Annotated in this window: 12 protein-coding genes; 9 read left to right on the top strand and 3 right to left on the bottom strand. The window is 67.9% G+C overall.

The features are described from left to right. Window positions 1-3 precede the first annotated feature (3 nt). The 8 genes from carA to metK all read left to right on the top strand — a co-directional run bounded on the left by carA (window position 4) and on the right by metK (window position 9,712). Window positions 4-1,113, top strand: coding sequence for a glutamine-hydrolyzing carbamoyl-phosphate synthase small subunit (carA, locus tag ACZYW1_RS01455; RefSeq protein ID WP_463787634.1), 1,110 nt, complete (start codon window positions 4-6; stop codon window positions 1,111-1,113). Next, a complete protein-coding gene (carB, locus tag ACZYW1_RS01450; protein ID WP_463782658.1) occupies window positions 1,113-4,460 on the top strand; it encodes a carbamoyl-phosphate synthase large subunit in 3,348 nt (1,115 codons plus the stop codon). The genes carA and carB overlap by 1 nt, the downstream gene beginning before the upstream one ends. Window positions 4,461-4,462: 2 nt before the next feature. Beyond that, window positions 4,463-5,278 carry an orotidine-5'-phosphate decarboxylase gene (gene pyrF / locus ACZYW1_RS01445; RefSeq protein WP_463782657.1) on the top strand — a complete coding sequence of 272 codons (816 nt, stop codon included), beginning with the start codon at window positions 4,463-4,465 and terminating at the stop codon, window positions 5,276-5,278. Window positions 5,279-5,708: 430 nt separating this feature from the next. Continuing rightward, a complete protein-coding gene (gene mihF / locus ACZYW1_RS01440) occupies window positions 5,709-6,029 on the top strand; it encodes an integration host factor, actinobacterial type (protein WP_005146193.1) in 321 nt (106 codons plus the stop codon). 73 nt (window positions 6,030-6,102) lie between these two features. Beyond that, window positions 6,103-6,699 carry a guanylate kinase gene (gene gmk, locus ACZYW1_RS01435; RefSeq protein WP_463782655.1) on the top strand — a complete coding sequence of 199 codons (597 nt, stop codon included), beginning with the start codon at window positions 6,103-6,105 and terminating at the stop codon, window positions 6,697-6,699. A 63-nt stretch (window positions 6,700-6,762) separates the two neighbouring features. Next, window positions 6,763-7,089, top strand: a complete 327-nt coding sequence (rpoZ, locus tag ACZYW1_RS01430) for a DNA-directed RNA polymerase subunit omega (RefSeq protein WP_463782654.1) — start codon at window positions 6,763-6,765, stop codon at window positions 7,087-7,089. Window positions 7,090-7,128: 39 nt separating this feature from the next. After that, entirely contained in the window at window positions 7,129-8,403 is a 1,275-nt protein-coding gene (coaBC, locus tag ACZYW1_RS01425; protein WP_463787633.1) for a bifunctional phosphopantothenoylcysteine decarboxylase/phosphopantothenate--cysteine ligase CoaBC, read from the top strand. A 97-nt stretch (window positions 8,404-8,500) separates the two neighbouring features. Beyond that, the gene (gene metK, locus ACZYW1_RS01420; RefSeq protein WP_463782652.1) at window positions 8,501-9,712 is read left to right on the top strand and encodes a methionine adenosyltransferase; all 1,212 of its coding nucleotides are present in this window, start codon (window positions 8,501-8,503) and stop codon (window positions 9,710-9,712) included. A gap of 85 nt (window positions 9,713-9,797) precedes the next feature. Here metK and ACZYW1_RS01415 read toward each other — a convergent pair whose 3' ends face one another. The 3 genes from ACZYW1_RS01415 to ACZYW1_RS01405 form a co-directional block, all read right to left on the bottom strand. After that, window positions 9,798-11,285: a flavin-containing monooxygenase gene (locus ACZYW1_RS01415; protein WP_463782650.1), complete on the bottom strand. Its 1,488-nt coding sequence runs from the start codon at window positions 11,283-11,285 to the stop codon at window positions 9,798-9,800. A gap of 73 nt (window positions 11,286-11,358) precedes the next feature. Then, window positions 11,359-12,318, bottom strand: a complete 960-nt coding sequence (locus ACZYW1_RS01410) for an alpha/beta hydrolase (protein ID WP_463782649.1) — start codon at window positions 12,316-12,318, stop codon at window positions 11,359-11,361. Window positions 12,319-12,322: 4 nt separating this feature from the next. Continuing rightward, window positions 12,323-13,282 (bottom strand): alpha/beta hydrolase, encoded by a 960-nt coding sequence (locus tag ACZYW1_RS01405; protein ID WP_463782648.1) that lies wholly within the window; start codon window positions 13,280-13,282, stop codon window positions 12,323-12,325. Between ACZYW1_RS01405 and ACZYW1_RS01400 the strand changes: the two genes are divergently transcribed. Beyond that, a complete protein-coding gene (locus ACZYW1_RS01400) occupies window positions 13,281-14,012 on the top strand; it encodes a lysoplasmalogenase (protein ID WP_463787631.1) in 732 nt (243 codons plus the stop codon). The genes ACZYW1_RS01405 and ACZYW1_RS01400 overlap by 2 nt on opposite strands. Window positions 14,013-14,024: the final 12 nt, after the last annotated feature.

The raw sequence follows: 14,024 nt of genomic DNA, 5'->3' as shown, positions 1-14,024 counted from the left end.
GCGATGCTGGTTCTCGACGACGGCCGGACTTTCACCGGGACGGCTTTCGGTGCGGTTGGCCAAACACTGGGCGAGGCAGTCTTTTCCACCGCCATGTCGGGGTATCAGGAGACGCTGACCGATCCCAGCTACCACCGCCAGATCGTGGTGGCGACCGCGCCGCAGATCGGCAACACCGGGTGGAACGCCGAAGACGGCGAGAGCCGCGGCGACAAGATCTGGGTGGCCGGCTACGCAGTGCGTGATCCCTCGCCGCGGGTGTCGAACTGGCGCGCCACTGGAACTCTGGAAGACGAACTCACCCGGCAGAACATCGTCGGGATCGCCGGCATCGACACCCGTGCGGTGGTCCGGCACCTGCGCAGCCGCGGATCGATGAAGGCGGGCGTGTTCTCCGGCGAATCGCTGGCCTCACCCGAGGAATTGACCGAGCGGGTCCGCGGACAGCAGCCGATGCTGGGTGCCGACCTTGCCGGTCAGGTCAGCACCCCGGACGCCTACTTCGTGGAATCCGAAGGGCCGCACCGGTTCACCGTCGCCGCGATCGACCTCGGCATCAAGACCAACACGCCGCGCAACTTCGCCCGTCGCGGCGTGCGCACCCGTGTACTGCCCTCGTCGGCGACGTTCGACCAGATCGCCGAACTCAAGCCCGACGGTGTCTTCCTCTCGAACGGCCCGGGTGACCCCGCGACCGCCGACCACATCGTCGCGGTGACCCGCGAAGTACTCGGCGCCGGAATCCCGTTGTTCGGAATCTGTTTCGGCAACCAGATCCTGGGCCGCGCACTCGGCCTGTCGACCTACAAGATGACCTTTGGTCACCGCGGCATCAACATCCCGGTGATGGACCATGTGACCGGCCGGGTCGCGGTCACCGCCCAGAACCACGGGTTCGCGCTCGAAGGGGAGGCCGGCCAGCGCTTCGACACCCCGTTCGGCGCCGCGGTGGTCAGCCACACCTGCGCCAACGACGGGGTCGTCGAGGGAGTGAAATTGGCCGATGGACAGGCGTTTTCGGTGCAGTACCACCCGGAGGCCGCAGCCGGCCCGCACGATGCGGAGTACTTGTTCGACCAATTCGTCGATCTGATGACAGGGGAGAACGGGTAATGCCACGGCGCACTGACCTCAACCACGTCCTGGTGATCGGCTCCGGGCCGATCGTCATCGGGCAGGCCTGCGAATTCGACTATTCCGGCACCCAGGCCTGCCGGGTGCTGCGCGCCGAGGGCCTCGAGGTGAGCCTGGTCAACTCCAACCCGGCGACGATCATGACCGACCCCGAGTACGCCGATCACACCTACGTCGAGCCCATCACCGCTGCCTTTGTGGAGAAGGTGATCGTCCAGCAGGCCGAGCGTGGCCACAAGATCGATGCGCTGCTGGCCACCCTGGGCGGTCAAACCGCGCTCAACACCGCGGTCGCGCTGTACGAGAACGGCGCACTGGAGCGGCACGGCGTCGAGCTGATCGGCGCCGACTTCAACGCCATCCAGCGCGGCGAGGACCGGCAGATGTTCAAGGATATCGTCGCCAAGGTCGGTGGTGAATCAGCCCGCAGCCGAGTCTGTTTCACCATGGACGAGGTGCGTGAGACGGTCGGTGAACTCGGTCTGCCGGTCGTGGTCCGGCCGTCGTTCACGATGGGCGGGCTGGGCTCGGGTCTGGCCCACACCGCCGACGAGGTCGACCGGATGGCCGGCGCCGGACTGGCCGCGTCGCCGAGCGCCAACGTGCTGATCGAGGAATCGATCTACGGCTGGAAGGAATTCGAACTCGAGCTGATGCGCGACGGCAAGGACAACGTCGTCGTGGTGTGCTCGATCGAGAACGTCGACCCGATGGGCGTGCACACCGGCGACTCGGTGACCGTCGCGCCGGCGATGACGCTCACTGACCGCGAATACCAGAAGATGCGCGACCTCGGCATCGACATCCTGCGCGAGGTCGGTGTCGACACCGGTGGCTGCAACATCCAGTTCGCCGTCGACCCGCACGACGGCCGGCTGATCGTCATCGAGATGAACCCGCGGGTGTCGCGGTCGAGCGCGTTGGCGTCCAAGGCCACCGGCTTCCCGATCGCCAAGATCGCCGCCAAACTGGCGGTCGGCTACACCCTCGACGAGATCATCAACGACATCACCAAGGAGACCCCGGCCTGCTTCGAACCCACCCTGGACTATGTGGTGGTCAAGGCGCCGCGGTTCGCGTTCGAGAAATTCCCCGGCGCCGACCCCACGCTGACCACCACGATGAAGTCGGTCGGCGAAGCGATGTCGCTGGGCCGCAACTTCATCGAGGCGCTCGGCAAGGTGATGCGGTCGCTGGAGACCAAGCGCACCGGTTTCTGGACCGGGGCGGACGACGAAGGAACCGCCGAGGACGCGCTGGAACGGCTGCGGACGCCCACCGACGGCCGGCTCTACGACGTCGAGCTGGCGCTGCGGCTGGGCGCAACGGTGAACAAGGTGGCCGAAGCCTCCGGGATCGACCCGTGGTTCGTGGCGCAGATTGCCGAGCTGCTGACGCTGCGGGAGGACGTCGCCGGTGCACCCGTTCTTGACGGTGAGCTGCTGCGCCGCTGTAAGCACAACGGCCTGTCGGATCGTCAAATAGCCTCGCTGCGGCCGGAATTGGCCGGAGAGGACGGCGTGCGCTCGCTGCGGCGCCGGCTCGGCATCCACCCGGTGTACAAGACCGTGGACACCTGCGCCGCGGAATTCGAGGCCAAGACGCCGTACCACTACAGCAGCTACGAGCTCGATCCGTCCGCGGAGACCGAAGTGGCGCCGCAGACCGCGAAGCCCAAGGTGCTGATTCTCGGGTCGGGTCCGAACCGCATCGGTCAGGGCATCGAATTCGACTACAGCTGCGTGCATGCCGCGACGACGTTGTCGCAGGCCGGATTCGAGACCGTGATGGTCAACTGCAACCCCGAGACGGTGTCCACCGACTACGACACCGCGGACCGGCTCTATTTCGAGCCGTTGACGTTCGAAGACGTGCTGGAGGTCTTTCACGCCGAGCAGCTGTCCGGCGAGGGCGGCCCGGGTGTCGTAGGTGTCATCGTCCAACTCGGCGGCCAGACCCCACTGGGGCTGGCGCAGCGACTGGCCGACCAGGGCGTGCCGATCGTCGGAACCCCGCCCGAGGCCATCGATCTGGCCGAAGACCGCGGCGCCTTCGGCGACCTGCTGTCGGCGGCCGGGCTGCCGGCCCCCCGGTACGGCATGGCCACCACCTTCGCGCAGGCCCGCCGGATCGCCGCCGACATCGGTTACCCCGTGCTGGTGCGGCCGTCCTACGTGCTGGGCGGGCGCGGTATGGAGATCGTCTACGACGACGAGACGCTGCAGGGCTACATCGCCCGGGCCACCGAACTCTCACCCGAGCACCCGGTGCTGGTCGACCGTTTCCTCGAGGACGCCATCGAGATCGACGTCGACGCGCTGTGCGACGGCGACGAGGTGTACATCGGCGGCATCATGGAGCACATCGAGGAGGCCGGCATCCACTCCGGCGACTCGGCGTGCGCGCTGCCGCCGGTGACGTTGGGCCGCAGCGACATCGAGAACGTGCGCAAAGCCACCGAGGCGATCGCGCACGGCATCGGCGTGGTGGGCCTGCTCAACGTGCAGTACGCGCTCAAGGACGACGTGCTCTACGTGCTGGAAGCCAATCCGCGGGCCAGCCGGACCGTGCCGTTCGTGTCCAAGGCCACCGCCATTCCGCTGGCGAAGGCCTGCGCCCGGATCATGCTGGGCGCCAAGATTTCCGAGCTACGCGGCGAGGGCCTGTTGGCGGCGGTCGGCGATGGCGGCAACGCGGCGCCGGACGCACCGATCGCGGTCAAGGAAGCGGTGCTGCCGTTCCACCGTTTCCGTCGCGCCGACGGCTCCGGGGTGGACTCGCTGCTGGGGCCGGAGATGAAGTCGACCGGCGAGGTGATGGGCATCGACCGCGATTTCGGCAGCGCCTTCGCCAAGAGCCAGACCGCCGCCTACGGCTCGTTGCCGGTGTCGGGGACGATCTTCGTGTCGGTGGCCAACCGGGACAAACGCTCGCTGGTGTTTCCGGTGAAGCGCCTGGCGGATCTGGGTTTCCGGGTGCTGGCCACCGAGGGCACCGCGGAGATGCTGCGCCGCAACGGCATTCCGTGCGACGAGGTGCGCAAGCACTTCGAGGACGCGCAGCCGGGCCGGCCCAAGATGTCCGCCGTGGACGCCATCCGCGCGGGGGAGGTCGACATGGTCTTCAACACCCCGTACGGGAACTCCGGACCGCGTATCGACGGATACGAAATCCGTTCGGCCGCGGTGGGAGTCAACATCCCGTGCGTCACCACCGTTCAGGGCGTGTCGGCCGCCGTGCAGGGCATCGAAGCCGGCATCCGTGGTGACATCGGGGTTCGCTCGCTGCAGGAATTGCACAGCACGCTGAATCGCGGCGGCAAGTAGTCATGCCCGGGTTCGGCGCCCGGTTGGCCGATGCGATGTCCCGGCGCGGGCCGTTGTGCCTGGGCATCGACCCGCATCCGGAACTGCTGCGGGCGTGGGGGCTACCGGTCGACGCCGGCGGCGTCGCCGAGTTCTCCGAGATCTGCGTCGCGGCCTACGCCGATTTCGCCGTCGTCAAACCCCAGGTCGCGTTCTTCGAGACCTACGGCGCGGCGGGCTACGCCGTGCTGGAGCGCACGATCGCCGCCCTGCGCGAGGCCGGCGTGCTGGTGCTGGCCGACGCCAAGCGCGGAGACATCGGATCGACGATGGCGGCCTACGCGGCGGCCTGGACCGGCGATTCACCGCTGTCGTCGGACGCCGTCACCGCGTCGCCGTATCTGGGCTTCGGCTCGTTGCAGCCGCTGCTGGACAGCGCCGCGGCGGGCGGCACCGGGGTGTTCGTCCTGGCTGCCACGTCCAACCCGGAGGGCGCCGACGTGCAACGCGCGCAAATCGGCGGCGTCTCGGTGGCTCAGTCGATCGTCGACCATGCCGCCGCGAGCAATCGCATCCTCGGCTCCGGCACGGTGGGCGTCGTGGTCGGGGCCACCCTGACCGCTGTGCCCGACGTCAGTGGGCTCGACGGCCCGGTTCTGGTGCCCGGTGTCGGCTTCCAGGGTGGGCGGCCAGATGCCCTCAGCGGCCTCGGTGGGGCCGTTTCCGGGCAGTTGTTGCCCGCGGTGTCGCGGGAGGTGCTGCGGGCCGGTCCGGACGTGGCAGCGGTGCGCGCAGCCGGTGAGCGCATGCGCGACGCCGTGGCTCACCTGGCCGGCTGAACCGCACCGGCCGATCTACGACACGACGTCGTTCACTGTCCGGCCGGTTCGGGGTGCGCGGCGACACGCGCGACACGCCGCGACGATCCCGATCAGGGCAGAAATTGCTTTTCGATCGATGTCGCGTCGGGCGCGCGACCGGATTCGCGATCACCCGGCAGCGGTGCCGTGGCGCACAAAAGTGCTGGTGAAAGCAATTTCGTCTCGGAGAATCGAGCGCCCGACGATTGCGAACGCCGGGCCGCTGGACCGCCTGCCGTACGCCCCGCGAGGCGCCTGTTCGACGCCATAAGCTGCGTCTTTGTAGCTTCAACCAGGGGGGCGGGTTAGATTTCGTCTGAAGGCGTGGGTACGGTCGTCACCGCTGGCTGGACTACCCGGCCGAGACAAACAAAGATCGATATTTGTTGCTGATTGATACGGAGGAATCGTGGCCCTTCCCCAGTTGACCGACGAGCAGCGCGCGGCAGCGTTGGAGAAGGCTGCCGCCGCACGTCGAGCGCGAGCCGAGCTCAAAGACCGGCTGAAGCGTGGCGGCACCAATCTCAAGCAGGTGCTCAAGGATGCCGAGACCGACGAGGTCTTGGGCAAGATGAAGGTTTCCGCGTTGCTCGAGGCGTTGCCGAAGGTGGGCAAGGTCAAGGCGCAGGAAATCATGACCGAGCTGGAGATCGCCCCGACGCGCCGCCTGCGCGGTCTCGGCGACCGTCAGCGCAAGGCCCTGCTGGAAAAGTTCGACTTCACCGCCTGAGCCTGGCGACAATGCGGGCCGACAGGCCTGAGGAAGAGCGGGGCAGCCGCCCGGGCCTCTTCCAGGAGAGTTGTTGACCACCGACGGCGGATCGGCCGGCACGGGACGAGTGATCGTGCTGTCCGGTCCGTCCGCGGTGGGCAAATCAACACTGGTCCGCTGCCTTCGTGAGCGGGTTCCAGATCTGCATTTCAGCGTCTCGGCGACCACCCGGGCTCCTCGGCCCGGAGAGGTCGACGGCGTCGACTATCACTTCGTGTCGGCGGACCGCTTCCAGGACCTGATCGACAACGGTTCGCTGCTCGAATGGGCGGAAATTCATGGCGGCCTGCACCGATCCGGCACGGTGGCCGGCCCAGTGCATGAGGCCGTGAGCGCAGGGCACCCAGTCCTGATCGAGGTCGACTTGGCCGGTGCCCGCGCGGTCAAACAGGCTATGCCCGAGGCGATCTCCGTATTTCTCGCCCCGCCCAGCTGGGAGGCGCTGGAGGCCCGGTTGGTCGGCCGCGGCACCGAGACACCCGAGGTGATCGAGCGTCGACTCGCCACCGCCCGCACCGAATTGGCGGCTCAGCAGAACTTCGACGAAGTGGTCGTGAATCGTCAATTGGAAACAGCGTGCTCAGAATTGGTATCATTGCTGGTCGGACCCGCGCCGCAAACGGCGTGATCTTCCAACAGACTCGATTCAGGGATTTTCGCAGATCGCTATATGCCGCCAGGAGAATATTTAGTGAGTAGCTCGCAGACCGACGCCTCGTTAGCCGCCGTCCCCGACCAGTTCGACCCGTCATCCGGTGGGATCGGCGCCTACGACACGCCGCTGGGCATCACCAACCCGCCCATCGACGAGTTGCTCGCGCGGGTCTCGAGCAAGTACGCCCTGGTGATCTACGCCGCCAAGCGCGCCCGCCAGATCAACGATTACTACAACCAGCTGGGCGAGGGCATCCTCGAATATGTCGGCCCGCTGGTCGAGCCGGGCTTGCAGGAGAAGCCGCTGTCGATCGCGATGCGCGAGATCCACAGCGACCTGCTCGAGCACACCGAAGGCGAGTAGCGGGACCGGGGCGGGCCTGCGGTGACCGGCTCTGGGAGCCTGACGAGCGATTCGCGGACGGACCGTAAGCGGATCGTCGTCGGCGTCGCCGGGGGCATCGCCGCATACAAGGCCGCCACCGTCGTCCGGCAGCTCACCGAGGCAGGCCACCAGGTCCGCGTCATCCCCACCGAGTCCGCGCTGAAGTTCGTCGGTGCCGCCACGTTCGAGGCGCTGTCCGGCCAGCCGGTGCAGACCGGGGTCTTCGACAACGTGCCGGACGTGCCGCACGTCGCGATCGGCCAGGCCGCCGACCTCGTCGTCATCGCTCCGGCCACCGCAGACCTGCTGGCCCGTGCCGCGCACGGCCGCGCGGACGACCTGCTGACCGCAACCCTGTTGACCGCGCGATGTCCGGTGCTGTTCGCCCCGGCCATGCACACCGAGATGTGGCAGCACCCCGCCACCGTCGACAACGTCGCCACCCTCCGTGGCCGCGGCGCTGTCGTGCTCGAACCGGCGTCCGGCCGGCTGACGGGGGAGGACAGCGGCGCGGGACGGCTGCCCGAAGCCGAAGAGATCACCACTTTCGTGCAGCTGCTGCTGGACCGTCACGACGCCATGCCCTACGACCTGGCCGGCGTCAAACTCCTGGTGACCGCAGGTGGCACCCGTGAGCCGATCGACCCGGTCCGCTTCATCGGCAATCGCAGCTCGGGCAAGCAGGGTTATGCGCTGGCCCGGGTCGCCGCGCAGCGCGGCGCCGAGGTCACCCTGATCGCCGGGCACACCGCCGGGCTGATCGACCCGGCCGGTGTCGACGTCGTGCACATCAGCACCGCCCAACAACTGCGCGACGCGGTGTCCAAGCACGCGCCCGACTTCCACGTGCTGGCGATGGCGGCGGCGGTCGCCGACTTCCGCCCCACCCATGTCGCAACCGCGAAGATTAAAAAGGTCGCCTCCGACGACTCGGCGCCGCGCATCGATCTGATCCGCAACGACGACGTGCTCGCGGCGACCGTGCAGGCGCGCAGCGCCGGCCAGCTGCCGAACATGCGGGCCATCGTCGGCTTCGCGGCCGAAACCGGCGACGCCAATGGTGACGTGCTGTTTCACGCGCGGGCCAAGTTGCGGCGCAAGGGATGCGACCTTCTGGTCGTCAACGCGGTCGGCGACGGCAAGGCGTTCGAGGTGGACAACAACGACGGTTGGCTGCTGGCGGCCGACGGAACCGAGTCGGCGCTGCAGCCGGGGTCGAAGACTTTGATGGCCAGCCGTATCGTTGACGCGATCGCCACGTTCCTGCAGCGCGGTACCGGGGAAGCCACCTAGGGTCCAGATCTCTGCGGACCGGTCGGTAACATAAACCCGCCTGGCGATGTATTTTGCCTAACTAACGTTTTTCCATGCGCCTTGAAAGGGAGAGAGTGTGAGCGAACAGGGTCGGTTGTTCACCAGCGAATCGGTGACCGAGGGGCATCCAGACAAGATCTGTGACGCGATCAGCGACTCGGTGCTCGACTCGCTGCTGGCCGTCGACCCGCGCTCGCGTGTCGCCGTCGAGACGGCGGTCACCACCGGTCAGGTGCACGTCATCGGCGAGGTCACCACCAACGCCAAGGAGGCGTTCGCCGACATCACCAACACCGTGCGGGCGCGGATCCTCGACATCGGCTACGACCACTCCGACAAGGGCTTCGACGGGGAGACCTGCGGCGTCAACATCGGCATCGGCCGGCAGTCGCCCGACATCGCCCAGGGTGTGGACACCGCGCACGAAACGCGCGTCGAAGGCGCCGCGGACCCACTGGACTCGCAGGGCGCCGGCGACCAGGGCCTGATGTTCGGCTACGCCATCAGCGACACCCCGGAACTGATGCCGCTGCCCATCGCGCTGGCGCACCGGCTGGCCCGCCGCCTGACCGAGGTCCGAAAGAACGGCACGCTGGACTACCTGCGCCCGGACGGCAAGACCCAGGTCACCATCGAATACGAAGACAACAAGCCGACCCGGCTGGACACCGTGGTGATCTCCACCCAGCACGCGGAGGGGATCGACCTGGTCAAGACGCTGGATCCCGATCTCCAGAAGCACGTGATCAGCACGGTGCTCGCCGACCTGGCCCACGAGTCGCTGGACTCCTCGTCGACCCGGGTGCTGATCAACCCGACCGGAAAGTTCGTCGTCGGCGGCCCGATGGGTGACGCCGGCCTGACCGGCCGCAAGATCATCGTCGACACCTACGGCGGCTGGGCCCGCCACGGCGGCGGCGCCTTCTCCGGCAAGGACCCGTCAAAGGTGGACCGCTCGGCGGCGTACGCGATGCGCTGGGTGGCCAAGAACATCGTCGCCGCCGGACTCGCGGAGCGGGTCGAGGTGCAGGTGGCCTACGCCATCGGCAAGGCCGCCCCGGTCGGTCTGTTCATCGAGACGTTCGGCACCGCCACCGTCGACCCGGTCAAGATCGAGAAGATCGTGCCCGAGGTGTTCGACCTGCGGCCGGGAGCGATCGTTCGCGACCTGGACCTGTTGCGTCCGATCTACGCGCCGACCGCCGCCTACGGCCACTTCGGTCGCACCGACATCGACCTGCCGTGGGAGCGGCTGGACAAGGTCGACGACCTCAAGCGCGCCGTTTAGTTTCCGACGCGAAAAGCCCCCGCCACGCTCATGCGTGCGGGGGCTTTTCGCATCCGGTGGCTGGACGCTGACTCGATGCGCGCGCTCAGCTGGTAAAGCAGTAGTCGTCGAGGTCGAAACGCCTACTGCGCCAATACACCTCGAAGGTGTGCGCGGGCCGCAGCGCCACGTCGCCGTTCTTGTCGAAGTAGTAGCTGTTGGCGGCCTGGCAGCTGTCCTGCCAGAACACCTGCTTGTGCCGGCGGCGCAACTGCTCGGCGAAGTAGCGGGCGTTGGCTTCCTCGCTGACCTCGACACGGGTGGCGCCGCGCTGCTCTGCCCTTTTCAGGCAGCGCACCATGTGGTGGGTCTGCGCCTCGATCAACGCGAAGTACGACGATCCGACGTAGCCGTAGGGGCCCATCGTGGAAAAGAAGTTGGGGAACCCCGGAATGGTAGTGCCCTCGTAGGCCTGGGCCCGGTTGTCCTCCCAGAACCGGGTCAGCGACTTGCCCTTGCTGCCGGTGACCGAGAAGGTGGGCGTGGTGTCGGCGTCGAAGACGTGAAAGCCGGTAGCCAGCACCAGCACATCGATCTCGTGGTCGGTGCCGTCGGTGGTCGTCACCGAAGACGGGGTGATCTTGTCGATCGGTTCGGTGACCAGCTGGACGTTGTCGCGGTTGTACATCGACAGGTAGCTGTTGTGAAAGCCGGGACGTTTGCAGCCGATCGCATAACTCGGGGTCAGCTTTTCGCGCACCTCGGGGTCGCGCACCTGTCGTCGCAGATAGCTGCGGCCGAGCAACTGCATCCACCGGGCCAGCGGATAGACCGTGAAGTACTGGGCCGGCAGCGGAAAGGTCAGCTCGACGTAGGTCTGGGTGATCAGGCGCTGCAGGGTGGTGGCGCCGGGCATGCGTAGCGCCCACTGCGCCAGCTTGGGTAGCCGCACGTCGAATTTCGGGAAACACCAGATCGGTGTGCGTTGGAAAACGTTGAGCTGCTCCACGATTGGAGCGATCTGCGGGATCAGCTGGACCGCCGAAGCACCGGTGCCGATCACCGCGACCCGCTTGCCGGTCAGGTCGAGGGAGTGGTCCCAGCGGGCGGTGTGCACGACGGTGCCGCCGAACGAGTCGACACCGTCGATGTCGGGCGGCTTGGGCACGGTGAGCACGCCGCAGCCGTTGTAGATGAACCGTGCGGTGACCTCGCCACCGGGATCGAGGGTGACCCGCCACAGCGATCGCTCGTCGTCGAACTCGGCGGTGAGCACCTTGGTGCGGAACCGGATCTTCGGCCGGATTCCGTACTTGTCAGTGCAGTGTTCGGCATACGCCTTCAACTCACCGCCGTGGGCGTAGGTGCGCGACCAGTCCGGCCGTCGCTCGAACGAGAACTGGTAGGACGCCGACGGAATGTCCACCGCGATACCGGGATAGGTGTTCCAGTACCAGGTGCCGCCGACCTCGTCGCCGGCCTCCACGACCAGGTAGTCGCCGAAGCCTGCGCTGTCGAGCTTGATGGCGGCGCCGATGCCGGAGAACCCGGCGCCGACGATCAGACAGTGGTAGTCGGGCTCTTCACCGTTCACCGAGTACCTCCTCCGTCGGCCACCGCGCCGTTATCCGATACCGACGGTACCGCGATTTGGGCCAGGAATGAAGCTAGTGCAGCGCCGTGCGCAAGGCGGCGAGACCCCGATTGGTCGCTTCCGCGGCGGCCGGGATGATCAGCGCGAAGCTCACGAACCCGTGCACCAGGGTGCCTTCGTTACTCAGCACGGCGGGGGTGCCGGCCGCGCTGAGCAGCTTGGCGTACAGCGCCGCATCGTCCCGCAGCGGATCGTGCTCCGCGCTGCCGATGTACGCCGGTGCGAGCCCGGACAGATCGGTAGCGTTGCACGGCGCCAGCGTCGCCGGAAGCGACGTCGGGTCGCTGATGTCGAGCCCCGGGACGTACCAGGTCAAAAAGGCGTCGATGACATTGCGGTCCAGGATCGGCGCGTCGGCGTTCTCGATGAACGACGGCAGCGACAGGTCGGCGGTGATGGTCGGATACCAGAGCAGCTGGAAGGCCAGCCGCGGCCCGCCTTCGTCGCGGGCCCGCTGGGCGATCACGGCGGCCAGGTTGCCGCCGGCCGAGTCGCCGGCGACCGCGATCCGGGCGGGGTCGCCGCCCAGCTCGGCGGCGTGCTCGGCGGTCCACTGCAACGCGGCCCAGCAGTCGTCCAGCCCGGCCGGAAACGGGTGCTCGGGGGCCAGCCGATAGTCGACCGACACCACGATCGCGTCGGCGCCGACCGCGTGGGCCCGCGCGACCGGGTCATGGGTTTCGAGGTCGCCGAGTGCGAAGCCGCCGCCGTGGTAGAAGACGACGATCGGTAGATTGCCGGGCTCTGCCTGCGGCCAGTAGATCCGGACCGGGACGTCGGTGACATCGCCGTGGCCGACTGTGCGGTTCTCGATGCGCAGATCCGGCAGCATCTCCGGCGGCGCCTTCAGCTGCCGCAGCCGTGCCCGGGCGACCTCGACACCGTCGGATGCCTTGAAGGTCATCGGGAATGCCTCGACCAGGGCCTTCAGCGTCGGGTCGATCTCCGGTCGGGTGGCGGTCGGATCCGTCATGGATTCACCGTACGTGCAGCGCCTCGCGCAGTGCCGCCAGCCCGCGGTCCATCGCCTCGGTGGCCGCGGGGACCACGCCGGCATAGCCGAGGTAACCGTGCACCATCGACGTGGCGTTGTGCACCTCGACCGGTACGCCCGCCGCGGCCAGCAGCTCGCCGTAGCGCGCCCCGTCGTCGCGCAGCGGATCATGGCCCGCGACAGCGATATACGCAGCGGGGAGGTCGGCCAGGTTCTCGGCCCGGCCCGGTGCCATGCCGACCGGTGGATCGAACAGGTCGATCTCACCCGCGTAGTAGCGGCTGAACGCGGCGACAGCCGCGCTGTCCAGCACTGGCGCACCGGAGTTCTCGCTGAACGAGGGCAGCGACGAGTCCCACAGCGTGGCCGGATACCACAAGAGCTGGAATGCGATCTGTGGGGCGCGGTCGGAGCCCTCGTCCCGCGCCCGCTGCGCGACGACGGCCGAGATGTTGCCGCCCGCCGAATCGCCGGCCACCGCGAGCCGGCCGGCGTCGGCGCCGATCTCGTCACCGTGCTCGGCGACCCATTGCGTTGCCGCCCAGGCATCGTCGATCGCGGCCGGGTAGGGATGCTCGGGCGCCAACCGATAATCCACCGACACCACCACCGCCGAGGCACCCACCGCATGCTGGCGCGCGGTCCCGTCGTGGGTGTCGAGATCGCCGACCACGAAGCCACCGCCGTGGAAGAACATCACCACCGGCGGAGCGGCGTCATCGGTTGGCGGCCAGTAGATCCGGATGTTGATCGGCCCGGCCGGCCCGTCGATGGCGCGGTCTTCGACGCGGAGTTCGGGATGGAAGGCACGCCGCGGCAGGTCCCGCAACGCCGCGCGGGACGCCTCGACCCCGTCGTCTGCGGACAACCGGAACGGGACCGCGTCCAGTACCTTCTGCAGGATGGGATCGATCGCGGATCCGGGGTCGTCGACGCTGGGCATGCAGACACCGTACGCACCACGGGTGGTGCTCGGTGCCTGGGTGGCCGCCGGTTGGGCCGGTATCAGCTACGGCGTTTTCCTGACCATCGTGGCGCTGCGTTCGCCGCCCGGCGCCGAACTGACCGGGGTGTGGGGCGCCCAGCCGGCATTCAAAGCGTCGATGGCGCTCGTGCTGGTGGTGGCGGCGGCCGCGCATCCGGTTGTCCGCGAACGTCGCTGGCTGATGCCGGCCCTGTTGTTCTCGGCGGCCGGCGACGCACTGCTGGCCATGCCGTGGTGGGTGCCGTCTTTCGTGTTCGGTCTGGGCGCGTTCCTGTTGGCTCACCTGTGTTTCGTCGGCGCCCTGTTACCCCTTGCGCGCCAATCGGATCGGACGCGCCCCCGCTTGGTCGCCGTCGGATTGATCTGTGCGGCATGCGTGGGTCTGCTGACGTGGTTCTGGCCGCAACTGGTTCGCGACGGAATGACGATTCCCGTCACGGTGTACATGCTGGTGCTGGTCGCCATGGTGTCGGCGGCGCTGCTGGCCCGGCTGCCGACGGTGTGCACCGCGGTCGGCGCACTGAGCTTCGCCTGGTCGGATTCGATGATCGGGATCAGCCGGTTCGTGCTCGGCAGTGAGGCGCTGGCCGTGCCGATCTGGTGGACCTACGCGGCCGCGCAGGTGCTGATCACCGCCGGCTTTTTCTTCGGACGGACGTCGTCCACCTCTGCTACACCTGGCGAGTGACCACGCGGACCC

The sequence above is a fragment of the Mycobacterium sp. IDUB_36 genome (assembly GCF_055419225.1).
Note: the sequence above shows the minus strand (reverse complement) of the source record. Positions and strands in the feature narration are given on the sequence as shown.